Annotated in this window: 24 protein-coding genes; 13 read left to right on the forward strand and 11 right to left on the reverse strand. The window is 66.9% G+C overall.

The features are described 5' to 3' along the window. The first annotated feature begins 53 nt into the window (after positions 1-53). The 6 genes from ACFX59_RS09845 to ACFX59_RS09870 all read left to right on the forward strand — a co-directional run bounded on the left by ACFX59_RS09845 (position 54) and on the right by ACFX59_RS09870 (position 6,974). On the forward strand, positions 54-1,559 hold the full coding sequence (locus tag ACFX59_RS09845; protein WP_387431995.1) for a CoA-acylating methylmalonate-semialdehyde dehydrogenase: 1,506 nt from the start codon (positions 54-56) through the stop codon (positions 1,557-1,559). Positions 1,560-1,696: 137 nt separating this feature from the next. Further along, positions 1,697-2,839 (forward strand): acyl-CoA dehydrogenase family protein, encoded by a 1,143-nt coding sequence (locus ACFX59_RS09850; RefSeq protein WP_387431998.1) that lies wholly within the window; start codon positions 1,697-1,699, stop codon positions 2,837-2,839. 117 nt (positions 2,840-2,956) lie between these two features. Beyond that, positions 2,957-4,006, forward strand: a complete 1,050-nt coding sequence (locus ACFX59_RS09855; RefSeq protein WP_387432001.1) for an enoyl-CoA hydratase/isomerase family protein — start codon at positions 2,957-2,959, stop codon at positions 4,004-4,006. Between the two features lie 13 nt (positions 4,007-4,019). Further along, positions 4,020-4,796, forward strand: a complete 777-nt coding sequence (locus ACFX59_RS09860; protein ID WP_387432004.1) for an enoyl-CoA hydratase — start codon at positions 4,020-4,022, stop codon at positions 4,794-4,796. A gap of 65 nt (positions 4,797-4,861) precedes the next feature. Further along, complete coding sequence (gene mmsB, locus ACFX59_RS09865; protein ID WP_387432006.1) at positions 4,862-5,737, forward strand: 3-hydroxyisobutyrate dehydrogenase; 876 nt, start codon at positions 4,862-4,864, stop codon at positions 5,735-5,737. 208 nt (positions 5,738-5,945) lie between these two features. Further along, positions 5,946-6,974, forward strand: a complete 1,029-nt coding sequence (locus tag ACFX59_RS09870; protein WP_387432009.1) for an alanine racemase — start codon at positions 5,946-5,948, stop codon at positions 6,972-6,974. Between the two features lie 50 nt (positions 6,975-7,024). On the opposite strand, the gene ACFX59_RS09875 is transcribed toward ACFX59_RS09870, so the two are convergent. From ACFX59_RS09875 to ACFX59_RS09885, 3 genes are all read right to left on the reverse strand, one after another. After that, a complete protein-coding gene (locus ACFX59_RS09875) occupies positions 7,025-10,069 on the reverse strand; it encodes a TonB-dependent receptor domain-containing protein (RefSeq protein ID WP_387432012.1) in 3,045 nt (1,014 codons plus the stop codon). A 194-nt stretch (positions 10,070-10,263) separates the two neighbouring features. Further along, entirely contained in the window at positions 10,264-11,436 is a 1,173-nt protein-coding gene (locus ACFX59_RS09880; protein WP_387432015.1) for an acetyl-CoA C-acetyltransferase, read from the reverse strand. Between the two features lie 23 nt (positions 11,437-11,459). Then, entirely contained in the window at positions 11,460-12,506 is a 1,047-nt protein-coding gene (locus ACFX59_RS09885; RefSeq protein ID WP_387432017.1) for an alpha/beta fold hydrolase, read from the reverse strand. Positions 12,507-12,545: 39 nt separating this feature from the next. Here ACFX59_RS09885 and phaR point away from each other — a divergent pair, with 39 nt between their 5' ends. The 3 genes from phaR to hslU all read left to right on the forward strand — a co-directional run bounded on the left by phaR (position 12,546) and on the right by hslU (position 15,285). Next, the gene (gene phaR, locus ACFX59_RS09890; RefSeq protein ID WP_307102732.1) at positions 12,546-13,109 is read left to right on the forward strand and encodes a polyhydroxyalkanoate synthesis repressor PhaR; all 564 of its coding nucleotides are present in this window, start codon (positions 12,546-12,548) and stop codon (positions 13,107-13,109) included. Between the two features lie 322 nt (positions 13,110-13,431). After that, complete coding sequence (gene hslV / locus ACFX59_RS09895; RefSeq protein ID WP_387432019.1) at positions 13,432-13,974, forward strand: ATP-dependent protease subunit HslV; 543 nt, start codon at positions 13,432-13,434, stop codon at positions 13,972-13,974. Between the two features lie 12 nt (positions 13,975-13,986). Beyond that, positions 13,987-15,285 (forward strand): ATP-dependent protease ATPase subunit HslU, encoded by a 1,299-nt coding sequence (gene hslU / locus ACFX59_RS09900; protein ID WP_387432021.1) that lies wholly within the window; start codon positions 13,987-13,989, stop codon positions 15,283-15,285. Between the two features lie 170 nt (positions 15,286-15,455). On the opposite strand, the gene ACFX59_RS09905 is transcribed toward hslU, so the two are convergent. The 8 genes from ACFX59_RS09905 to murC all read right to left on the reverse strand — a co-directional run bounded on the left by ACFX59_RS09905 (position 15,456) and on the right by murC (position 20,862). Then, positions 15,456-15,821: a DUF6491 family protein gene (locus ACFX59_RS09905; protein WP_307102739.1), complete on the reverse strand. Its 366-nt coding sequence runs from the start codon at positions 15,819-15,821 to the stop codon at positions 15,456-15,458. Then, the gene (locus ACFX59_RS09910; RefSeq protein WP_309692495.1) at positions 15,821-16,249 is read right to left on the reverse strand and encodes a hypothetical protein; all 429 of its coding nucleotides are present in this window, start codon (positions 16,247-16,249) and stop codon (positions 15,821-15,823) included. Before ACFX59_RS09910 ends, ACFX59_RS09905 begins: the two co-directional genes overlap by 1 nt. 37 nt (positions 16,250-16,286) lie before the next feature. Next, a complete protein-coding gene (gloB, locus tag ACFX59_RS09915) occupies positions 16,287-17,003 on the reverse strand; it encodes a hydroxyacylglutathione hydrolase (RefSeq protein ID WP_307102743.1) in 717 nt (238 codons plus the stop codon). Between the two features lie 10 nt (positions 17,004-17,013). Continuing rightward, positions 17,014-17,430: a VOC family protein gene (locus ACFX59_RS09920; protein ID WP_387432024.1), complete on the reverse strand. Its 417-nt coding sequence runs from the start codon at positions 17,428-17,430 to the stop codon at positions 17,014-17,016. Between the two features lie 121 nt (positions 17,431-17,551). Beyond that, the gene (locus tag ACFX59_RS09925) at positions 17,552-18,322 is read right to left on the reverse strand and encodes a tetratricopeptide repeat protein (RefSeq protein WP_387432026.1); all 771 of its coding nucleotides are present in this window, start codon (positions 18,320-18,322) and stop codon (positions 17,552-17,554) included. Beyond that, positions 18,319-19,050, reverse strand: a complete 732-nt coding sequence (locus ACFX59_RS09930) for an alpha/beta hydrolase (protein WP_387432029.1) — start codon at positions 19,048-19,050, stop codon at positions 18,319-18,321. The genes ACFX59_RS09925 and ACFX59_RS09930 overlap by 4 nt, the downstream gene beginning before the upstream one ends. Positions 19,051-19,136: 86 nt before the next feature. Next, the gene (locus ACFX59_RS09935) at positions 19,137-19,391 is read right to left on the reverse strand and encodes a DUF6356 family protein (RefSeq protein ID WP_307102750.1); all 255 of its coding nucleotides are present in this window, start codon (positions 19,389-19,391) and stop codon (positions 19,137-19,139) included. A 79-nt stretch (positions 19,392-19,470) separates the two neighbouring features. After that, positions 19,471-20,862 (reverse strand): UDP-N-acetylmuramate--L-alanine ligase, encoded by a 1,392-nt coding sequence (murC, locus tag ACFX59_RS09940; RefSeq protein WP_387432031.1) that lies wholly within the window; start codon positions 20,860-20,862, stop codon positions 19,471-19,473. Positions 20,863-20,935: 73 nt separating this feature from the next. On the opposite strand from murC, the gene ACFX59_RS09945 reads away from it, so the two are divergent. The 4 genes from ACFX59_RS09945 to ACFX59_RS09960 all read left to right on the forward strand — a co-directional run bounded on the left by ACFX59_RS09945 (position 20,936) and on the right by ACFX59_RS09960 (position 23,837). Next, entirely contained in the window at positions 20,936-21,751 is an 816-nt protein-coding gene (locus ACFX59_RS09945) for an LD-carboxypeptidase (RefSeq protein ID WP_387432034.1), read from the forward strand. A gap of 23 nt (positions 21,752-21,774) precedes the next feature. Continuing rightward, on the forward strand, positions 21,775-22,533 hold the full coding sequence (locus ACFX59_RS09950; protein WP_387432037.1) for an SIMPL domain-containing protein: 759 nt from the start codon (positions 21,775-21,777) through the stop codon (positions 22,531-22,533). A 239-nt stretch (positions 22,534-22,772) separates the two neighbouring features. After that, on the forward strand, positions 22,773-22,970 hold the full coding sequence (locus ACFX59_RS09955; protein WP_307102756.1) for a general stress protein: 198 nt from the start codon (positions 22,773-22,775) through the stop codon (positions 22,968-22,970). Between the two features lie 117 nt (positions 22,971-23,087). Beyond that, complete coding sequence (locus ACFX59_RS09960) at positions 23,088-23,837, forward strand: EAL domain-containing protein (protein ID WP_387432040.1); 750 nt, start codon at positions 23,088-23,090, stop codon at positions 23,835-23,837. Positions 23,838-23,873: the final 36 nt, after the last annotated feature.

Here is a 23,873-nt window from a genome sequence, read left to right on the forward strand (position 1 = left end):
TAATATAATTACAAGACCTAGAGTCGGGCAGCAGACCCGCGACAGGAGAGCATATGCGCGTGATCGACCATGTGGTCGCCGGTGGACAGACCGCGACCGACGCCGCTTCGACCCGTCAGGGTGATGTGTTCGACCCCAATAGCGGCCAGGTGCAGGCGCGCGTGCCGCTGGGCGATGCCGCGCTGCTCGACCGGGCGGTCGCCGCCGCGCAAAGGGCGCAGCCCGCCTGGGCCGCGACCAATCCGCAGCGCCGGGCGCGCGTGATGTTCCGGTTCAAGGAACTGGTCGAGCAGAATATGGACGCGCTGGCGCATCTGCTCTCCTCCGAACATGGCAAGGTGATCGCCGACGCGAAAGGCGACATCCAGCGCGGGCTGGAGGTGATCGAGTTCGCCTGCGGCATCCCCCACGCACTGAAGGGCGAATATACGCAAGGCGCCGGGCCCGGCATCGACGTCTATTCGATGCGCATGCCGCTGGGCATCGGGGCGGGCATCACCCCGTTCAACTTCCCCGCGATGATCCCGATGTGGATGTTCGGCATCGCGATCGCGTGCGGCAACGCCTTCATCCTGAAACCGTCCGAGCGCGATCCCTCGGTCCCCGTCCGCCTGGCCGAGCTGATGCGCGAGGCGGGGGCGCCCGAGGGCATCCTGCAGGTCGTGCACGGCGACAAGGCGATGGTCGATGCGATCCTGGACCATCCCGCGATCGGCGCGGTCAGCTTCGTCGGCTCGTCCGACATCGCCCATTATGTCTATCGGCGCGGGGTCGAGGCGGGCAAGCGCGTCCAGGCGATGGGCGGGGCCAAGAACCATGGCATCGTCATGCCCGATGCCGATCTGGACCAGGTGGTCGCCGACCTGTCGGGCGCGGCCTTCGGCTCGGCGGGCGAGCGGTGCATGGCGCTGCCCGTCGTCGTGCCGGTGGGCGACAAGACGGCGGATGCGCTTCGCGAAAAGCTGATCCCCGCGATCGATGCCTTGCGGGTCGGTGTCTCGACCGATGCGCAGGCGCATTACGGCCCGGTGGTGAACGCCGCGCACAAGCGCCGCGTCGAGGACTGGATCCAGACCGGCGTCGACGAGGGTGCGGAGCTGGTGGTCGACGGGCGCGGCTTCAAATTGCAGGGCTATGAGGAAGGCTTCTTCATCGGCCCGTCGCTGTTCGACCGGGTGACTCCCGCCATGCAGAGCTATCGCGAGGAAATCTTCGGCCCCGTGCTCCAGATCGTCCGCGCGCCCGATTTCGAGACGGCGGTGCGCCTGCCGAGCGAGCATCAGTACGGCAATGGCGTCGCCATTTTCACCCGCAACGGCCATGCCGCGCGCGAATTTGCCGCGCGTGTCGAGGTTGGCATGGTCGGCATCAACGTGCCGATCCCGGTGCCCGTGGCCTATCACAGCTTCGGCGGATGGAAACGTTCGGCTTTTGGCGACGTGAACCAGCACGGCATGGAGGGCGTCCGTTTCTGGACCAAGGTGAAGACGGTGACGCAGCGCTGGCCCGATGGCGCGCCGGATGGCGGCAACGCCTTCGTGATTCCCACCATGGCCTAAAAGCACGCCCCTCCCGCAGGCGGGAGGGGATGGGGGAGGGAAAGGAGTCTCACAGAGACCATCGCCTGTGGCGTAGCCCCCTCCCCAAACCCCTCCCCCCTCCGGGAGGAGGGGCTTAACAGGACGAGACAAACCCGATGACCCAATTCGACCTGACCGACGAGCAGCGCGAGATCCAGGAACTGGCGCGCCGCTTCACCGCCGACCGCATCACCCCCTTCGCCGCCGAGTGGGACGAGAAGCATGTCTTCCCCCGCGACACGATTCGCGAAGCCGCCGAACTGGGCTTCGCCGCGATTTATGTGTCCGAGGAATCGGGCGGCATCGCGCTCGGGCGGCTGGAAGCGGCGCTCATCATGGAGGCCATGGCCTATGGCTGTCCCTCCACCTCCGCCTTCATCTCGATCCACAATATGGCGTCGTGGATGATCGACCGTTTCGGCGATGCGGACGTGAAGGGGCGGTATCTGCCCGATCTCGTCACCATGGAACGCATGGCCAGCTATTGCCTGACCGAGCCGGGTTCGGGCTCCGACGCGGCGGCGCTCAAGACGCGCGCGGTGCGCGACGGCGACCATTATGTCGTCACGGGCTCCAAGCAGTTCATTTCGGGCGGCGGCGAGAATGAAGTCTATGTCACCATGGTCCGCACCGGGGAGGAGGGGCCGAAGGGCATTTCCTGCCTGGTGATCGACAAGGATACCCCCGGCGTGTCCTTCGGCGCGAACGAACGCAAGCTGGGCTGGCATTCGCAGCCGACGCGGCAGGTGACGTTCGACAATGTCCGCGTGCCGGTCGCCAACCGGCTGGGCGCGGAGGGCGAGGGCTTCCGCATCGCGATGATGGGGCTGGACGGCGGGCGGCTGAACATCGGTGCCTGCTCGCTGGGGGGCGCGCAGCGCTGCCTGGACGAGGCGGTCGCTTACGTGAAGGACCGCCGCCAGTTCGGCAAAGCGATCGCCGAGTTCCAGAATACCCAGTTCACCCTGGCCGACATGGCGACCGAGCTGGAGGCGGCGCGCGCGCTGCTCTATCTCGCGGCCGCCAAGGTGACGGCGGGTGCGCCCGACAAGACCCGCTTCGCCGCCATGGCCAAGCGGCTGGCGACCGATACCGGATCGTCGGTGGTCGACCGGGCGCTTCAGCTGCATGGCGGTTACGGCTATCTGATGGACTATCCTATCGAGCGCTTCTGGCGCGACCTGCGCGTGCATTCGATCCTGGAAGGGACCAACCAGGTGATGCGGATGATCGTTGGTCGGGATTTGCTCAAAGACTAAGCTGTTCCCCGGCGAAGGCCGGGGTCCAGTTTCCAAGCAGCCGATGGCGCGCTTCATAGCTTGCCACAACTGGGCCCCGGCCTTCGCCGGGGAACGGGAAAGGATAGAAGGACCGGCATGACCCAGGATCTGATCGTCACCCGCGAAGGCCCGGTCGGGCGGTTGCGGCTCAACCGGCCCAAGGCGATCCACGCGCTGACCCGCGCGATGTGCGAGGGCGTGCTGGCCGCGCTGGAGGACTGGCGCGGCGATCTGTCGGTCGAGGCGATCATCATCGACCATGCCGAGGGGCGCGGCTTCTGCGCGGGTGGCGACATACGGTTGCTCGCCGAGAGCGGGGCGGGTGACGGCGAGGCTGCGCGCGGATTCTTCCAGGCCGAATATCGGATGAACCACCGGCTGTTCACCTATGCCAAGCCGATCGTCGCCGTCATGGACGGCATCACCATGGGCGGTGGCGTCGGCATCTCGGCGCCCGCGCGCTTCCGGGTCGCGACCGAGAATACCCGGTTCGCCATGCCGGAGACGGGCATCGGCCTGTTCCCCGATGTCGGCGGCGGCTGGTATCTCTCGCGACTGCCGGGGCGAATGGGCGTGTTCCTGGCGCTGACCGGGCATCGGCTCGACGGGGCGGAGGCGCATGCGCTGGGCCTCGCCACCCATTATCTGCCCGCCGCCGCGCTGGAGGAGGCCAAGGCCGCGATCCTCTTGGCCCCGCAGGAGATCGCCGCGACGCTCGACCGGCTGTCCGCCCCCGTGCCCGAGGCCGGGATCATGGCCCATGCCGCCGAGATCGACCGGCTGTTCGCCTCCGACACGCTGGAGGAGATCGTCGCCGCGCTGGCGGCGGATGGCGGCGAATGGGCCGCGCAACAGCTGGCGATCTTGCGCACCAAATCGCCGCAAGCCTGCAAGGTGTCGCTGCGTCTCCTGCACGAGGGGGCGCGGACCACCGACTTCGCCGAGGAGATGCGCCGCGAATATGGCGTCGCCAGCCGTGTGGTGCAGCGGCCCGACTTTATCGAGGGCGTCCGCGCGCTGATCGTCGACAAGGACAATGCGCCGCGCTGGAGCCCCGCCACGCCCGAGGGCGTGACCGACACGATGATCGACCATATCTTCGCCCCCCTGCTCGAGGCTCAGGCCTGGACCCCCGAAGACCGCTGAAGAGGACGCCCGCATGACCGATTACAACACCCTGATCGTCGAGCGCCGCGAGGCGGTGACGCTGGTGACGCTGAACCGGCCCCAGGCGCTCAATGCGCTCAATGCCGATCTGCTGGCCGAATTGCTCGAGGTGATGCGCGCCTATGACGCCGATCCCGAGCAGCGCTGCGCCGTCATCACCGGCAGCCCCAAGGCGTTCGCGGCGGGGGCGGACATCAAGGAGATGCAGGAGATGGACTTCGCCGCCATGTATGGCGGCAACCATTTCTCCGGCTGGGACGAATTCACCCGCATCCGCAAGCCGATCATCGCGGCGGTCGCGGGCTATGCGCTGGGCGGCGGGTGCGAGCTGGCGATGATGTGCGACTTCATCCTGGCCGCCGACACCGCCAGGTTCGGCCAGCCCGAGATCAAGCTGGGCGTGACGCCGGGCATGGGCGGATCGCAGCGGCTGGCGCATGCGGTCGGAAAGGCCAAGGCGATGGAGATGTGCCTGACCGGCCGGATAATGGACGCCGAGGAAGCCGAGCGGGCGGGCCTGGTCGCGCGCATCGTCCCCGCCGCCGATCTGGTCGAGGATGCGCTGAAGACCGCCGCGGCGATCGCCGGCATGGCCCCGATCGCGGTCCGCGCCAACAAGGAGATGGTTAACGCCGCCTTCGACATGGGGCTGGCGCAGGGCGTGCAGTTTGAACGCCGCCTGTTCCACGGCCTGTTCGGCTCGGCCGACCAGAAGGAAGGCATGGCGGCATTCGTGGAGAAGCGCACGCCCGTCTGGACCAACCGCTGATGTGACTCACGTCCCTCCCGCAGGCGGGAGGGGCTAAGAAAAAGAAGAGCGTAGGAGAGAGCATCATGGCGCGGATTGCGTTTATCGGCCTGGGCAATATGGGCGGCGGCATGGCCGCCAATCTGGCGAAGGCGGGGCATGACGTCCGCGCCTTCGACCTGTCGGCGGACGCGCTGGCGGCGGCGCGGGCGGCGGGGTGCCTGCCGGTCGACAGCGCGGTCGCGGCCATGGAGGGCGTCGAGGCGGTGGTGACGATGCTGCCCGCCGGAACCCATGTCGAGCGCGTCTATGCCGACGCCGTCTTCACCGCCGCGCCGCCGTCCGCGATCCTGATCGACTGCTCGACCATCGACGTCGCCACCGCGCGACGCGTGGCGGAGGCGGCGCGGGGCAAGGGCATGATGGCGGTCGATGCTCCCGTCTCGGGCGGGATCGCGGCGGCCAGGGCGGGAACGCTGACCTTCATGGTCGGCGGGTCCGACCAGGCCTTCGAGCGCGCCGAGCCCTTCCTGTCGGCGATGGGCCAGGCGGTGATCCATGCCGGGGGCAATGGCGCGGGGCAGGCGGCGAAGATCTGCAACAATATGCTGCTCGGCGCGACGATGATCGCGACCTGCGAAGCGTTCGTGCTGGCCGAGAAGCTGGGGCTGGAAGCGCAGACCTTCTACGACATCGCCTCGGTGTCGTCGGGGCAGAGCTGGTCGATGACCAAATATTGCCCGGTGCCCGGCGTCGGGCCGGAAACGCCCGCCGATCACGACTATCAGGGCGGCTTCGCGGCGGCGCTGATGCTCAAGGACCTGAAGCTGGCGATGGAAGCTGCACGCGACGCGGGCGCGACCACGCCGATGGGCGCGCGGGCGGCCGAGCTCTACACCGCGTTCGTCGGCGAGGGGCAGCCGCCGGTCGACTTCTCCGGCATCATCCGCACGCTGCGCTAGGGCCGGTCGCCATTCAGCGATCTGACCTGAAAAACCACCGTTCAGCCTGAGCGAAGTCGAAGGCCAAGGGAATCGCTATTCCACAGGAGCCGCCTGAGGAAAGCGCATTGCATCGCCTTCGCGCGCGTAAGGCCGATCGGGGCGGGGCATGTGAAAAACCCATCGCGCCTTTTCCCTCCCGCCAATGCGGCCTAAAGCCCGCAACGTGATGGAAATACCCGCCCCCCTTCGCCTGCGTGTCGATCGCGATGCGCTTGTCTCCAACTGGCAGGCCATGGACCGGATGAGCGGGACGGCGGCGTGCGGCGCGGCGGTCAAGGCCAATGGCTATGGCCTGGGGGCGACGCTGGTGGCGCAGACGCTGGCCGGGGCGGGATGCCGCGACTTCTTCGTCGCCAACTGGGCCGAGGCGCTGGCGCTCGCCCCGCTGGGCCTCACCCTGTCGGTCCTGCACGGCCTACGCGCCGAGGACATGGCCGCGGCCATGGCGGGGTTCGCGCGTCCGGTGCTCAGCACCCCCGAACAGGTGGCGCGGTGGCGTGAGGGCGGCGGCGGCGCGTGCGACGTGATGGTCGATACCGGGATCAACCGACTGGGCGTGTCGGTACAGGCGGTGGCCGACGGCCTGCTCGACGGGCTGGCGATCGAGACACTGATCAGTCACCTCGCCTGCGCCGATGAGGATGTGCCGATGAATGCGCGTCAGCAGGCGGCCTTTGCCGGATTGAAGGGCCGGACGCGCGCGCGCCGGATGAGCCTGGCCAATTCGGCGGGGATCGGCCTGGGCGCCGGCTATCATTTCGACCTGACCCGGCCGGGGCTGGCGCTCTATGGCGGCATTCCGCGTCCCGACATGGCCGGACCGCTGCGGCAGGTCGCCCGGCCCGAAGCGCAGATCCTGCAGCGCCGCCTGGTCCCCGCGGGCGAGACGGTCGGCTACAACGCCACCTGGACCGCCCCCGCTGATACGGAGGTCGCGATCCTGAACCTGGGCTATGCCGACGGTTATCGCCGCGCGCTGTCGGGCCTGGGAGCGGCACGCGCGGACGATGCGGTCCTGCCGGTGCTCGGCCGGGTGTCGATGGATCTGGTCGCGGTCGACGTGACCGCCAGGCCCGATCTGGCCGAGGGCGACTGGCTGGCGATGGATTACGACCTGGCCGCCGCATCCGCCGCATCGGGCGTGTCGCAATATGAACTGCTGACCGGGTTGGGACAGCGGTTCGGGCGGGGATGAAAAAAGGGGCCGCCTCGGAAGAGGCGGCCCGCATGATTCAGTACTGTACCTTAGAAACCGGCGCGTACGTTCGCAAAGAACGTCCGGCCGACATAGTCATAGGCGCTGTACAACGGCACATTGCCGACCCGGTTATAGGCGCCCGACGAAATTTGCGGCAGCGTTTGCTGGAACAGATTGCGGACGCCGAACGTGAACTGGAACTTGTCGGTTGCCTGCCAGCGGACCGAAGTCGAATGGATGAAGTAATCCTTCGCCTCGAACACATAGGTGTCACGCGACGCTTGGGTCAGACCCAGATAGTCCGCCGTGGTATTGGTGGCACCAACCCATTCGACCGAGTAGCGGAACGACACCTTGTCGACCCGAACGCCGCCGTCGAACACGCCCGACCAGCGCGGATTGTTCAGCGAGCCAATCGCGTTCTGGATCGGATCGGTCGGCAGAAGCTGGGTATAGCGTTGGCCGAAGCGAGTCACCTGGCCACCGATGTCGAAATTCGCTTCGCCACGACGAACCGAATAGCGGGCGTTAAAGTCCCAGCCCGTGACCTTCGCGGTGGCGATGTTCACAAAGCCGGTCGTGACGGTCAGTGCCTGGTTTGCGGAGTTGCGCGTGACAAGTGAGCAGATGCTCTCCCGGCGGAAGTCGGGATCATCATAACATTGCTGCAGAATCGTGCCAGCAGCCAGCTGCGACACGCCGCCGTCAACCTTGATGTTGAAATAATCGGCCGACAGCGACAGCTTGCCCCAATCGCCAAAGCTGGGCTGGAATACACCACCAGCAGTCCAGGCGACCGAATTTTCCGACTTCAGGCCCGACTCCGCGCCCCCGCGTTGCAGGACGGTGACCCCGTTATTCTGTATGAAGCCGTTGGTCAGGCCTTCCGACTGACAGTTCGTGACGCGAACTGGATTCTGACCGGCGGCGCCCAGATTGTTGCAGGGGTCGATCGAGGATGACTGGAAGCCCGAGGTCGCCCCCAGAAACTGTTCGAACAGACCCGGTGCGCGATAGCTCGTGCCATAGCTACCCCGCGCCGACAGCCAGCGGAACGGCGAATAGATGCCGCCGACTTTGTATGTTGTCTGCGATCCATAGGATGCATAATCGGTGTAACGGGCCGAAGCCTTGATCGTCAGATCTTCAAAGAACGGACGGTTGGTCAGCAATGGAGCTTCGATCTCCCCGAACACTTCCTTCACACTGTCGCTACCACGGGTGATCGTCGACGAGGTGAAGTTGTAGACATTGCCCCGCTGGCTTTCCAGCGATGGCGTGTCGTTCAGGGTCTGCTTGCGATATTCGGCACCGACTGCAATCTGAACCGGGCCGCCCCAGATGTCGAACAGCGGACCGTCGACAACGGCGCTGACGATGGTTTCGCGGAACTTGGTCGTGCCCGTCACGGGCGCGGAGATGAAGCCGATCCACGAAGCGGGTAGCTGACCGCCGACGACCGCCGGGGTCAGCGCCGGTGCCGCAACGCAGCCGCTTGCCGTATTGCGGCAAACGAAACCCGAACCCGAGGCGACGACGTCCAGGCTCTGGTTGAGCTTGTCGGTCAACACCAGGTCCGAGGTATAGGACGCGTCCGACCAGGACCGCAGTGCATAGGCATCATAGTGGAAGCCGCCGCCCAGATCGCCGCGGATACCGCCGACTGCGCGGACGAAATCGACCGTCTGGCGGTTGTTGTAAATGCCATAGTCGGCGAACACGCGGATACCCACGGGGACGCCGGGGTTCGTCGGTTGAGCGGGCAGGGCGACCGTCGGGAAGCGCAGATTTGCCGGGATCAGCGGGCTGCCAAACGGATAGTCAAACGACAACTGGCGGTTGCCATTCTGCTCGGTCTTGCGGCGGTTGACCAGCAATTCGGTGTAGATTTCCGCATTGCCCAGGCTGTTCAGCTCGTATTTGCCTTGCAGGTAACCGGTGTAGTTCTGGCCCGGATTGACGATCTCGTTCGCATAGAGCGACGGCGGCAGCGTGTCGCGAACGCCGAGCGGCAACTGTCCGCCACCGACGCACTCGAAGCCCGCCACCGCGCCACCCGCCGTACCATCGGGACGGAAGCGGTTGCATACCTGCTGCGCAGGGGTGCCGAAACCCGCCGACGAGGGCAGGGTGCCATAGCCTGCGGGGACGCCCGCCGCGCGATCGACCAGCGAGCCGTTGAAATTCGGCGTGGCGATGGTGTTGATCGTTACGCCGCTCTCACCGGTGACGCCGGTCGGATAGCATTTCGGCTGTCCGGTCAGCGGGTCGATAAAATCGCCGGTACCGGGCGCGCTGCTGGCGTTCGCTTTGCGATAGCTGGTCTGGCAGCGTGCGAAAGCCAGGTCGCGATAGTTGACCCCTTCACGATTCGAATATTCGATCGAGCCGGTGATGCTGAACCGGTCGCCCTGGGCGCCGAACAGCAGGCCGTAGCGCTCCGTGCGGCCCGCGCCGATTTCCGGTGCGTTGATCTGGGCATCGGCCATGATGCCCTTGAAGTTGTTACGTGTGATGACGTTCACCACCCCCGCGATCGCGTCCGACCCGTAAATGGACGAGGCACCGCCGTTCAGAATTTCGATGCGGTCGACCATGATGTTGGGCAGCGTATTCAGGTCGGCCGAGCCCACGGAACCGCGCGATCCCGACGGCGCAAGGCGACGGCCGTTGATCAGCACCAGCGAGCGCGATGTGCCGAAACCACGCAGCGACAGGGTATTCGCGCCAGGTCCACCGGCCGTTACGAAGCCGCCATAGGTGTTGTTGATCTGCGCCGTGCCGTTGCTGACCGCCGCGCTCTGAAGCACCTGCGCCGTCGATGTGAAGCCAGCCTGCGTTGCCTGATCGAAACTGACGATGTTGACGGGATCCGCCGTATTATACTGATTGCGGCGGATGCGTGAGCCGGTGACGACCACGTCATCGCCGCTGGTACGCTCCCGTTGAGCTACGCGACCGATCGCGGAGTCCTTGTCTTCCTCCGGTGTGGTCGTATCACTGGTTGCCGGTTGCGTGATTTGTGCCTGCGTCGAAATCGGCAGAAGAACCAGAGTGCCAGCGAGCGCCGATGCTCCCAGCAGAGTACGCATTCTCATCCTATTTACCCCCATTATGACGGATCTTTCATGTCCGTTCATCTGAGGGAAATGAATTTCCTCTAGGAAAACAAGAGCTTAGGAAATCGCAAATGAAAATTGTGTAACCGATGTTGCAGGGATGTGACAGGTTCGACACATCCCTGCAATATAACCGTTAATCGCGAAATTTTCGCATAGAAGCGTGTTTACCGCTCAACACACATGGCGATGCCCATGCCGCCGCCGATGCACAAAGTGGCGAGGCCCTTTCTGGCGTCGCGCTTCTGCATTTCGTAGATCAGGGTCGTGAGCACCCGCGCGCCGCTGGCGCCGATCGGATGGCCCAGCGCGATCGCGCCGCCGTTGACGTTGACCTTGTCGGGGTCGAAACCCAGTTCCTTGCCGACCGACAGGGCCTGCGCAGCAAAGGCTTCGTTGGCTTCGATCAGGTCGAGGTCGCCGACGCTCCAGCCCGCCTTTTCCAGCGCGCGCCGGGTGGCGGGGACGGGGCCGATGCCCATGACCGACGGGTCGACGCCCGCCGAGGCCCAGCTCTTGATCGTCGCGAGCACCGGCGTACCGCGCTTTTCGGCCTCTTCGCGGCTCATCAGGACGAGCGCGGCGGCGCCGTCGTTCAGGCCCGAGGCGTTGGCGGCGGTGACGGTGCCGTCCTTCTTGAAGGCGGGGCGGACGCCCGACACGCTCTCGAGGGTGGCACCCGCGCGGATATATTCGTCGTCGGCCACCACCGTCTCGCCCTTGCGGGTCTTGATGGTGACGGGGGCGATCTCGTCCTTGAACCGGCCTTCGCCGCGCGCCTTTTCGGCGAGGTTCTGCGAGCGGACCGCGAACCGGTCCTGATCGTCGCGCGTCACCTGATATTGCTCGGCAAGGTTTTCGGCGGTGATGCCCATGTGATAGCCCGCAAAGGCATCGGTCAGGCCGTCATGGACCATGGTGTCGACCATGGTCAGCGGACCCATCTTCGTGCCGCCGCGCATCGTCTGGGCGTGGGGCGAGAGCGACATCGACTCCTGGCCGCCCGCCACGACGATGGTCGCATCGCCATTGGCGATCGCCTGAAGCCCCAGCGCGACCGCGCGGAGACCCGAGCCGCAGACCTGGTTCACGCCGTAAGCCGGAACCTCCTTGGGGATGCCCGCCGCCATCGACGCCTGGCGCGCGGGGTTCTGGCCCTGCGCGGCGGTCAGCACTTGGCCGAGGATCACCTCGGACACATCCTCGCCCTTGATGCCCGCCTGTTCGAGCGCGGCGGTGATCGCCACCCGGCCCAGTTCATGCGCGGGCGTGGCGGCGAAGGCGCCCAGGAAGCTGCCCACGGGGGTACGCTTGGCGGCGGTAATGACGATCTCGGTCATGAAGGCTCCTCTCTACTTACACTCTATCTAGGGGCAGGCAGGCCCGCGATCCAGTCGGCCAGCGGCTGCCAAAGCTGTTGCTCCGCGCGTCCGCCGACGACCATCCCGACATGGCCCGTGCCACCCGCTCGCCGGTCGGACAGTCCGATCGCGGTGGCGGCGGGCACGATCCGGTCGGCGGCGGCGACGAACTCGACGCTAGGGGCGTCGCATTGCGACGGTGTGACGATTTCGCCGCCGACGCGCCATCGTCCCTGACCGGGACGATCCTCGGCGATCAGCCGCTCGAACAGTTCCAGGCCGAAGCCATGGGGCAGGGGCGCGCCCTGGTTGGCCCAGTCCTCCAGCCGGATGAAGCGGCGCGCGGCGTCGCTGCGCAGATCGAGATCGGCGAAGGCGGCATATTTGGCGATGGTCCGTGCCGGGTCGAGCCGCCAGAATCCCGCCTGCAACGCCTCCATGGGAACGACGCCGAGCGCCTCGGAGGTGGGCTTGATCGCGGCCCATTGCGCGGCCATGGCGGCGCGCGCCTCTTCGCCATAGCCGCTGAAATGCCACGGCGCGGCGATGGCGGCGAGCCCGGCCACCTTGCTGCGCGCCGCCGCCGCCATGGCCAGCGTGCCGCCCAGGCAATAGCCGACCAGCACCGGCGGTTCCGCAAATGTCGCGATCAGCGGCAGCAGGAAACGCTCGACATGCCCCGCCACGTCGATGTCGCGATCCTTCGCGCCGGGCGTGCCCCAGTCGATCAGCCAGGGGTGGCAGCCCCGCTCGCGCAGCCAGCGGATCAGCGAGCGGTCGCGGGACAGGTCCAGGATCGAGGCCGGGTTGATCAGCGAGGGGACGAACAGCACGGGCCGCCCTTCCCCTCCGGCATCGCGCAACCGCACCCGTCCGCGCCGTCGCCGCACGGCCAGTGCGCGCATCGGCCGTTCGCGCTTCGCGGCCTGGAACCGCCGCAACCCCTCCATGGCGCGCTTTACCAGATCGGGATTTTCCGCGGCCTCGCTGCGCAACATCGCCAGGAACAGCGGCAAGGGGCGCGGACCATGTTGCGATGCGAAATCCATGACGTTAGGCTAGGTCAAAATCATAGAAGGCGGGGGTCCATGAAGAAGCAGGCAGCGGACGGCGTCGTGATCGTCAAGAAATATGCGAACCGGCGGCTCTACAACACCGAAACCTCCTCCTACATCACGCTCGACCATCTGGCGGCGATGATCCGGGCGGGGCGCGACTTCAAGGTGGTCGACGCCAAGACCGACGAGGACATCACCCATAATGTCCTGACCCAGATCATCATGGAAGAGGAAAGCCGGGGCGAGACGATGCTGCCGGTCAATTTCCTGCGCCAGCTGATCTCGATGTACGGCGACTCGATGCAGGCGGTGGTGCCCGGCTATCTGGAGGCGTCGATGGACAGCTTCCGCCGCAACCAGGAACAGTTCAAGTCGGCGGTCGAGGGCGCGTTCGCGGGCACGCCCTTCGCCGACATGGCCAAGCGGAACCTGGCGATGTTCGAGGCGGCGACGCAGGGGTTCAAGCCCGGTGCGCCCGCCCCTGCACCCGCGCCCGCCCCGGCGGCTCCCGCAGCCGGCAGGGACGACGAAATGGCCGCGCTGAAGGCGGAACTGGCGGCGCTGAAGGACAAGATCGAGAAGCTGGGGGAGTAAGCCCCGACCGCCGTTCAGCCTGAGCGAAGTCGAAGGCCATGCTGAAACGGTGACCGCCGCGCATCTTTCTCTTCCTCTCCTGCAAGGGGAGGGGGACCAGCGGAGCTGGTGGAGGGGTGTCCCCGGTCGTGAGCGCGGCAGCACCTCTTCAACCGGGACACCCCTCCGTCAGGCCTTCGGCCTGCCACCTCCCCTTGCAGGGGAGGAATGAAAAGATGGCCTTCGACTTCGCTGCGGCTGGACGGAGGTCGGGAAACTCCCTCCATTGAACCCGCGCCCACCCGCATCCATATCGCCGCGCATGAGCGGGAATGAACACGCCATGCCCACCTGGCATGGCACGACGATTTGCTCGGTGCGCCGTGGCGGCCGGGTGGTGGTGGCCGGGGACGGTCAGGTTTCGATGGGCCAGACGGTCATGAAGCCCAATGCGCGGAAGGTCCGGCGCCTGGGTGACGGATCGGTCATCGGCGGCTTTGCGGGCGCGACGGCGGATGCCTTCACCCTGTTCGAGCGGCTGGAGGCCAAGCTGGAGCGGCATAACGGCCAGTTGCTGCGCGCGGCGGTCGAGCTGGCCAAGGACTGGCGGACCGACAAGTTCCTGCGCAACCTGGAGGCGATGATGATCGTCGCCGACAAGGACGTGACGCTGATCCTGACCGGCAATGGCGATGTGCTGGAGCCCGAGAACGGCATTTGCGCGATCGGGTCGGGCGGCAATTACGCGTTCGCGGCGGCGCGGGCGCTCGTCGATTACGAACAGGATGCCGAGACGATCGCGCGCAAGGCGATGGCGATCGCCGCCGATGTCTGCGTCTACACCAATGACCGCGTCACGCTCGAAGCCATCGACGGCGCGCAGTAAATTAGGGTTCCCATGAACGACCAGTTGACCCCCAAGGCGATCGTCGCCGCGCTCGACGCGCATATCATCGGCCAGGCCGACGCCAAGCGCGCGGTCGCCGTCGCGATGCGCAACCGCTGGCGTCGCCAGCGCCTCGGCGCGGACCTGCGCGACGAGGTGACGCCCAAGAACATCCTGATGATCGGCCCGACGGGGTGCGGCAAGACCGAGATCAGCCGTCGTCTGGCCAAGCTGGCCGACGCGCCCTTCGTCAAGGTCGAGGCGACCAAGTTCACCGAGGTCGGCTATGTCGGCCGCGACGTCGAGCAGATCGCGCGCGACCTGGTCGAGGAGGCGATCCGGCTCGAAAAGGAACGCCGCCGTGTCGCGGTGAAGGACAAGGCGGAAGAGGCGGCGATGAACCGCCTGCTCGATGCGCTGGTCGGCAAGGATTCGAGCCAGGCGACGCGCGAGGCGTTCCGCCAGCGTTTCCGCGACGGCCATCTCGACCAGACCGAGATCGAGATCGAACTGGAACAGGCCCCGGCCATGCCGTTCGAGATTCCGGGCGGTGCGCCGCAGATGATCAACCTGTCGGAGATGATGGGCAAGGCGTTCGGCGGCGGCCAGCCGCTCAAGCGCCGCAAGCTGACCGTCGGTGCCGCCTGGACCAAGCTGGTCGAGGAAGAAGCGGACAAGCGGCTCGACCAGGACGAGGTCAGCCGCGCCGCGCTGGCCGATGCCGAGGCGAACGGGATCGTCTTCCTGGACGAGATCGACAAGATCGCGGTCAGCGACGTGCGCGGCGGCTCGGTCAGCCGCGAGGGCGTGCAGCGCGACCTGCTGCCGCTGATCGAGGGCACCACCGTCTCGACGAAGTACGGTCCGATGAAGACGGACCATATCCTGTTCATCGCGTCCGGCGCCTTCCATGTCGCCAAGCCGTCCGACCTGCTGCCCGAGCTTCAGGGCCGGTTGCCGATCCGGGTCGAGCTGAAGGCGCTGACCGAGGGGGATTTCGTTGCGATCCTGTCGGATACCAAGGCGTCGCTGCCTGCGCAGTACAAGGCGCTGATCGGCACCGAGGGGGTGGACATCTCCTTCACCGAGGACGGCATCGCCGCGATCGCGCGCATCGCCGCCGAAGTGAACGCGCAGGTCGAGAATATCGGCGCGCGGCGGTTGCAGACGGTGATGGAGAAGCTGCTTGAGGATATCAGCTTCGAGGCGGAGGATCGCCAGGGCACGGTGCTGACCGTCGATGCGGCCTATGTCGACCAGCAATTGTCGGCGGTGGCGCGCAATACCGATCTGAGCCGGTTCGTCCTGTGAGTCCGGGGGGAGGGCTCGGTGAGACACCGCGGCCCTCCCCCATCCCCTCCCGCTTGCGGGAGGGGCGAGCCAAGACCGTCATTGGCGGATAAATCGAACCCTCCGATCTTGCCGCTCCCCTCCCGCAGGCGGGAGGGGGTGGGGGAGGGCAGGCCCCCAGGCGACACCGCCTATTTCTTCACCCGGTCATAGGGCACGAACCCGTCGAACACGCACCATTGCGACGGGATCGACATGCCCTGTTGCAGCACCCGGAACCGGTCGTTGCGGCAAATCTGCGAGCCCCAGCGTTCGACGATCAGCGTGTTGAACGGCTGGAGCCCCGGACATTGTCCGCGCACCTTGGCGCGCCACATGCGCTGGCCGCCGCCATTGATGACGATCGTGTCGTTGTCGTAGATGGACGGCCCCGACATGGCGGTGGTGGTATCGACACACTTGGCGGGCGGCCCCGCGACCCGGCCCGCAAAGGGATCGGACTTGGCCGCCACCAGGCTCAGCCCCAGGGCGACGAGCGGAAGGACGCGCCAGCGCATCACCGGGCCTTCCGATAGGGGGTGAATTCGCCGAAGCTGCAACTGCCGGTGAAGAAACCCGAGGCGCGGTCGACGGTCTGCGCGATATCGCCCGAGCAGAGCTGGCCGGTGGTGGTGCGCGTGACGAAGATGTTGTTGCCCTGTCCGCCGACCCCGTCGCAGCCGCCCGAAGTCTGGCTGACATATTTCAGATTGGGCGACACGGTATAGACGATGGTCGGGCCATAGGAGCGGACCTGCTGCGTCCGATACTGGCTGATGCATTGGGTCGGCGATCCCGGCGTCAGGCCGCGCAACGCCTTGTCCAGATCGGCCTTCTCGGTTTCGGCCCGTTGTTCGATCCGCGCCTTTTCCGCCGGGGTCAACGTACAGCCCGCCAACGCCACCGCCGGAACAAGCACCGAAAGCCATGTCGCGATACGCATCATTTCGTCTCCTTCGATCAGCGTCTCCCGTAGCTAGACGTTAACCTCTGAACGCATCCTTGGCTGCACGCCTCTCGGCCAATTCGTCGGCATCGACCGAACGCAGGAACGGGTTGGTGGCGCGCTCCAGCGCGATGGTCGTGGGGATGGTGGGCTCGCCCTGTTCGCGCATCGCTTCGACATCGGCCAGCCGGGCCGCGATCGCCGCATTGTCCGGCTCGACCGTGGCGGCGAAGCGCGCGTTCGACAGCGTATATTCGTGTCCGCAATAGACCCGCGTATCCTCGGGCAGCGCGGCGAAGCGGCGCATATTGGCGTGCATCTGCGCGGCCGTCCCCTCGAACAACCGGCCGCACCCCATCGCGAACAGCGTGTCGCCGGTGAAGATCACCCCGCGATCGGCCAGGTGGAAGGCGATATGCCCCGCCGTATGCCCCGGCACCGACCAGATGGTGGCCTGCGCATGGCCGACCGCGATTCCGTCGCCTTCCTCCAATAGCGTATCGAGTCCTGCGATCCGGTCCGCCTCCGCCGCCGGCCCCGCGACCGTCGCGCCCGCAGCGCGCAGCGCGGCCGCGCCGCCGACATGATCGGGATGCCAATGGGTCAGCCAGACCTGCCCGATCGTCCAGCCGCGCGCGGCGGCGGCGGCGGCCACCGGCCCGGCCTCGCCCGGATCGAGCGCCACGGTGTGCCCGGCATCGTGGATCAGCCAGGCATAGTTGTCGGACAGGACGGGGACTCGGACGATTTCCATGAACGGCGTCTTACCAGCTTCCGACATTGGGCATCGAGGCCCAAGGTTCGGCCGGGGGCAGCGCACCGTCCTGCAACAGCTCGATCGAGATGCCGTCGGGCGTCTTGACGAAGGCCATATGCCCGTCGCGCGGCGGGCGGTTGATCGTGATTCCGGCGTCCATCAGCCGCTGGCAGGTGTCGTAAATATTGTCGACCCGGTAGGCCATATGCCCGAAATTGCGACCGCCGCCATAGATTTCGGGGTCCCAATTATGGGTCAGCTCGACCTCGGCGCGGCCTTCGTCCCCCGGCGCGGCCAGGAAGATCAGCGAGAAGCGGCCACGCTCATTGTCGATCCGCCGCACCTGTTTCAACCCCAGCAGCTCGAAGAAGCGGATGCTGGCATCGGGATCGCTGACCCGGATCATGGTGTGAAGATAGCGCATCGTGTCTCCTGCCTGGGAATAGAGGGGCGGCGCACCGGTCGCGGGAGGCGATAGCCGCCTCGACCGGATCACCGTCCTACCCGCAACGAATCCGGTTCACCTTGACCTGCGATAAGGGGCGTCAGCGGCTCTGGAACTGGGCCAGGGCCTTGGCGGTCAGGCTGCGGATCGGGCTGTCGGCGGGGGCCAGCCGCGCGGCCTCGCTCCACGCCTTGCGCGCGCCCGCCTCGTCGCCTCTGGCGGCGGCGATATTGCCCGCTTCCAGCTGGACATTGGCATCGTCGGCGGAGCGGGCCAGCGCCTGGGTGATGTCCTTCTGCGCGCGGGGGAGGTCGTTCATCCGCCGGGCCAGCGTCGCCGACAACAGCCAGGCGAGCGGGTCGCCGGGCACGTTGGTCAGCGCGGCGTCCAGATCGACGCGCGCCGCCGCCATCTGGCCGTCGGCGACCAGCGCGCGGGCGCGGTCGAGTTGCACCTCGCCGCGCGCGAAGCCGGTCAGCTCGCCCGCCCCCAGCGCGGCGTCGAGCGCGGCGCGCGCCTTGACGGCATTGCCCGCCGCCAGCTGGGCATTGCCCGCCTGCGCCCAGTAATTGGCGGCGCGGACGTCATGCGCCGTCTCGGCCGCGCGCGCCGCCTGCTCGAAGGCGCTGGCCGCCGCCACCCAGTTGCGCTCGGTCGCATAGGCGAGCCCCAGGCATTGCTGCGCGAAGAATCCACCCCCGGCCAGCTGCCATCGCGCCGCCTCCGCATGCGCCGTCCCCGGATCGCGTTCGGCCAGGGTGATGCAGCGTTGATAGCGCGCCTCGCGCGGGTCGGCGGGCAGGGCGGGCTTGGTTACTGCGGGAGCCCCGGTCTGAACCAGCGCGGCGAGCGCGAGGGGGAGAAGGATCATAGACGGCTCAACACTTCCTCGACGCTCCGGATCAGCAGCGCGATGTCGGCCTCGCGCGACAGCCGATGATCGCCATCCTTGATGAGGAGTGTCTGCACATCGGCTGAACGGAACAGCCCGGCCAGATGCGCGGTGCGGTGCCACGGCACGTCGCTGTCCGCCATTCCCTGGAGCAGCCGGACGGGGCCATCGAACTCGATGGGAGCGGAGGTCAGTCGGTTCGCCTCGCCCGAGGACCAGAAGCGGCGGGTATAGATGGTGGGCGCGGGGCCATAGGGGTTGGGCCGCTCCAGCCGCCCTTCCTGGAGGATCGCCATCTTCTCCTCGGGCGAGAAACCCCAGTCGGTGAAGTCGGGCGCGGGGGCGATGCCGACCAGCGCCTTGACCTGGGTCGGCCGGGCGCGCGCGGCCAGCAGCATCAGCCAGCCGCCCATCGACGATCCCACCAGCACGGCGGGGCCGGGCACCACCGTATCGAGCATCGCGATGACGTCGTCGCGCCAGTCCGCCAGCGCCTGATCCTCGAACGCCCCCTCCGACTCGCCGCAGCCGCCATAGTCGAAGCGCAGGAACGCCCGCCCGTTGGCCTTGGCCCATTGTTCGAGCGCCAGGGCCTTCGACCCCTGCATGTCCGAGGCATAGCCGGGCAGGAAGACGATCGCGGGCGCTTTGCCCGGCGTCCAGTGATGGGCGAGCCTGGGGCGCGGCGGGGCGGGGGTGTCGGTCATGCGCGGGATTTAGGGGATGGAGGAAATAATGGAAACCCATGGGCTTATCCTGCCCTCCGTTCGGCCCGAGCGGAGGGCAGGGGGCTTCAGATCACATATTCCACGCTTTTCATTTGCGCCTGGGCCGCCTGGACCTTGCGACGCTTGGCGACCATCTCGGCATGGAGCCGCGCGATCGTGTCGCTGCCGGTCGTGGTGCACAGCCCCGGCACCACCGCATGGACCAGCGCGCCCAGGCCGCCGGCGATCATGATCCCCCCGAACCGCGCCGCGACGCCGAAATGCTGGACATAGCTCTCGCCGACGCTTTCGGGATGCTCGGTAAACAGGCGGCGGAACATGACAGGCGTTCTCCTATGGCCGTTTGCGCTGATCCTATCATGGCGGTGGGGATTGGCCAAATGACGAACGGGCGGCCCTTTACCGGCCCGCCAGCCGTTCCACCATGTCCTGCGCCAACAGGCTGAGCGTATCGTCGCGCGCGCCCATCACCACGATCCGGTCGCCCGGCCGTGCCTCCGTGAGCAGGGCCTGGGCGGCCTCCGCACGCTCGGCGATGTGGCGGGCATCGACGCCGCGCGCGTGCAGGTCGGCGACGATGTCGGCGCTCGTCACCTCGCGCGCGACGGTGCCGCCGAAATAGGCCGGGTCGGGCAGCGCCAGCACGTCGCCGGGCTTCATCCGCGCGGCGATGCTGTCGACCAGTTCGCGGCGCATGACCTTCAGCGGGCCATAGCCATGCGGCTGGAACAGGACCAGCAACCGGCCCGGAAAGGCGTGGAGCGTGTCCAGGGTCGCGGCGATCTTGTCGGGGTTGTGGCCGAAATCGTCGATCACGGTCACGCCGCCCGCCTCGCCGACCTTCTCGAACCGGCGCTTGAGCCCGGTGAATCGCTCGACCGCGCGGATTGCGTCGATCAGGGGCACCCCCGCCGCGACGCTCGCGCCGATCGCCGCCAGCGCGTTGGAGACATTGTGGCGGCCCGGCACCGACAGCCGGACATGATAGCCCGCGCCCCCCGTGATCAGGTCGAAGCCGATCGCAAAGGGTTCGGGCTTCAGCGCCTCGGCGACCAGATCGCCCGCCCCCTCGACCGCGAAGGTGGTCAGGTTGGGGATGTCGGCCAGCAGCGCCGCCGTCTCGGCATCGCCCGCATTGGCGACGACATGGCGCGCACGCCTGGCAAAGCCGCCGAACAGGCCGCGCAATTCCTCCAGCGACTTGTGGTCCAGGCTGACATTGTTCAGCACCGCGATGGCGGGGTCGTAAAAGGCGATCGAGCCGTCGCTTTCGTCCACCTCGCTGACGAACGCCTCGCCGCCGCCGACCAGCGCGCTGGCAAAGGGGCTGTCGGGCGAGACGAAATCCTTCATCACCGCGCCGTTCATCGCGGTCGGGTCGCGCCCCGTCTCGTGCAGGATGAAGGCGATCATGCCGGTGACGGTCGACTTGCCGCTGGTCCCCGCGACGCCGATGGGCAGCGCGCTGTCGTTGAACAGCCCCGCCAGCATCCGCGCCCGGGTGGCGCGCGCGCAGCCCAGCCGATTGGCGGCGACGATATCGGGCACCGTCTCCTCCACCGCCGCCGAGGCGATCACCAGCTGGTCGGCCGACACCACGCCCGATCCGTCCTGCGGGAACAGCGCGATGCCCGCCCGGCGCAGCGCGTCGAACTTGGCCGCGACCCGGCCCTGGTCGAGCCCCCGGTCGGAGCCCGAAACCGCCCAGCCGCGGGCGCGCAGGATCATGGCGAGCGGCATCATGCCCGATCCGCCGATGCCCACCAGAAAACAGGAATTGCCGTTGTCCATGGCGTCACGCTATCGGCGAGATGGCGGTGCAGGGCAATGCCCGGCCGGACGAGCGACAGGAGGGACGCAGGACATGAAGATCGGAATCCTCGCCCCGGCCAGCATCGGCAATCCCGCCGCCGAGGCGCCGGTCAGCGCCTTCGCCGCGATCGCCTATCCGGACGTCGACCTGATCTTCCACCCGCAATGCTATGAGCAGGACGGGCATTTCGCCGGGTCCGACGAACGCCGCGCCTCGGCCTTTCTCGAATTCGCCAATGACCCCGGCATCGACGCGATCTGGTTCCTGCGCGGCGGTTACGGATCGAACCGCATCCTGTCGCGGGTCATGCCCCATCTGAACGCGGCGGCGGGGCACAAGACCTATATCGGCTATTCCGATCTCGGCTTCGTGCTGGCCGCGCTCTATGCCCGGCGGATCGGGCGGCCCGTGCACGGCCCGATGGCGAGCGACATAAGGCGCAAGGGTGGCGACGTGACGGTGGCGCGCTCGCTCGGCTGGCTGACCGGCGGCGACCGGCAGGGACTGGAGCCCGGCCTGGACGGACGCCCGGCGGCGGCGTTCAACCTGTCGATCCTTCATGCGCTGATCGGCACGCCCTGGCTTCCCGACCTGACCGACCATGTCCTCATCGTCGAGGAAGTGTCCGAGCATATGTATGCGATCGACCGGATGCTGTTCACCATGGCCAACGCCACCCAATTGAAGGGCGTGGCGGGCGTCCGGCTCGGCGCGGTCAGCAATGTGCAGGAAAATGAACCGGAATGGGGCGAGACGCTGGAGTTCATGATCCAGCGCTGGTGCACCGAGATGGGCGTGCCCTATCTGGGGCGGGCACGGGTCGGGCACACCCAGGACAATCATCTGGTGCCGTTCGGAATCGTGTGACGCCATAAAAAGGGAGGTCTGACGTGAAGGCAACGACGGTCGGAATGCTGATGCTGCTATCGGCAAGCGGAGCCATCGCGCAGACGACGGAGCCGCCCCAGATCCGGGTCTCGGGCACCGGCACGGCCAAGACGTTGCCCGATCGCGCCACGGTCGGGTATCGCGTGCGGGGCGAGGGCACGACCTCGGACGAAGCGACCGCCAGGCTGCGCGACACTGCGAAGGCCATTCGCACCGGCGTCGAAGGATTGCTGCGCGGCGAAATGGAGCTTCATTCGACCGATTTCGACATCGTGCCCGTCCGGTCGCGCGAATGCACGCAGAACAGCTATGGCCAGGCGCAGCTCTCGACGGGGCCCTGCGCAATCCTGGGCTATGTCGCGACCATGCCGGTGTCGATCGATACGCCGCGCATCAAGGACGCGGGAACGCTTGTCGGCTTGATCGGACGCTTGGGTGGCCTTGACGCCGGATTGCAGCGTTTCTGGCTGAAGGATGACAGGGCGGCGCGGCAACAGGCGATGCAAGCCGCGCTGGCCAGCGCCAAGGCACAGGCCCGGTTGATCGCCGAAAGCTCGGGCGCCAAACTCGGTGCGCTGCTGCGTGTTCAGGATGGGAGCTTTGCCGACACGACGATCGTCGTGTCCGCGGCCCGCGCGGACGAGGCACCCCCACCGCCGCCGCCTCCGCCGCCCGCGCCCGAGGCCATCCGGGTCGATCTGGCCCCCATGCCGATTTCGACCAACGTCAATGTCGTGGTGGCGTACGCTATCGATCAATGATCCGGCGTTCGGTGGGCGATAGGAACCGGTGATCGCCCACCGTCCGTTCGCGATGGGACTGTCGCACGCCTGATGCGGATAATGATCTGGGTCAGAATGGTCGCCGGGGACGCCGCTTCGCTCCATAAACCAGATCACGTTCATGCTCTTATGCAGAATAATATTATCCGTTCCTTTTCAGAAACTTGATGGGCCTCAATATCGTCTTTGGGCTGCGGGGGCGCAGTAGGAGAGACAAGATGGCCAACAGCAATGGCGGCGGCGGCCGCGAGAACAATCCGGGCAATTTCGCCAATGACCGCGAAAAGGCCTCCGAAGCCGGTCGCAAGGGCGGCCAGGAGAGCGGCGGCAACTTCAAGAACGATCCGGAGCGCGCGGCCGAGGCGGGGTCGAAGGGCGGACAAGCCAGCCATGGCGGCGGCGGCCAGGGTAGCTGACGCTTCGACGCGCCAATTGAGGGCGGCGGTGGAGTCGGACCACCGCCGCCCTTTTTCTTTTGCAAACCTGGGATGTGGAGGCTGTTAACTATTCGCCGATAACCTAAGGGCATGGAAATGCGCAAAATCTGTAGCGGATGCCGGGACGGTATCGATTTCGACATCCCGTTCACGATGGCATTCCAGCCGATCGTCGACACGATGACCGGACGTCCCTTTGCCTATGAGGCGCTGATCCGTGGGCTGGAGGGCGAGGGGGCGTATAGCGTTCTGTCGCAGGTGACCCAGGCCAATCGCTATTCCTTCGACCAGGCGTGCCGGGTCAAGGCGATCGAGACGGCGATGGCGGCGGGGATCATGGACGGCGATGCGCGGCTGTCGATCAACTTCCTGCCCAATGCCGTCTATTCGCCGATGGCCTGTATCCAGCTGACCCTGCGCACCGCCCAGGCCGAAGGCTTGCCGATCGACCGGCTGATCTTCGAATTCACCGAAAACGAGGAGATGGGCTCGCCCGAGCATGTCGGCGGGATCATCGACACCTATAAGCAGATCGGCTTTTCGGTCGCGATCGACGATTTCGGCGCGGGTCATTCGGGGCTCGACCGCTTCGTCCGCTTCCGGCCCGACGAGGTGAAGCTCGATATGGAATTGGTCCGCGACATCGACACCGATCCCCGTCGCCGCGCCATCGTGCGCGCGATGGTCGGCATGTGCGCCGAACTCGACACGCTGCTGATCGCCGAGGGGATCGAAACCGCCGCCGAGGCCGGGGCCTTGCGGGACCTGGGCGTGCGCTATCACCAGGGTTACTGGTATGCGCGCCCCGCGCTGGAGACGCTGCCCGGGGTTCAGGGACGGGCCTGAGCCACCCCATATACGCCGCCGGGATTCTTCCCTATA

Source organism: Sphingomonas sp. NCPPB 2930 (assembly GCF_042867205.1).
Lineage (GTDB): Bacteria > Pseudomonadota > Alphaproteobacteria > Sphingomonadales > Sphingomonadaceae > Sphingomonas.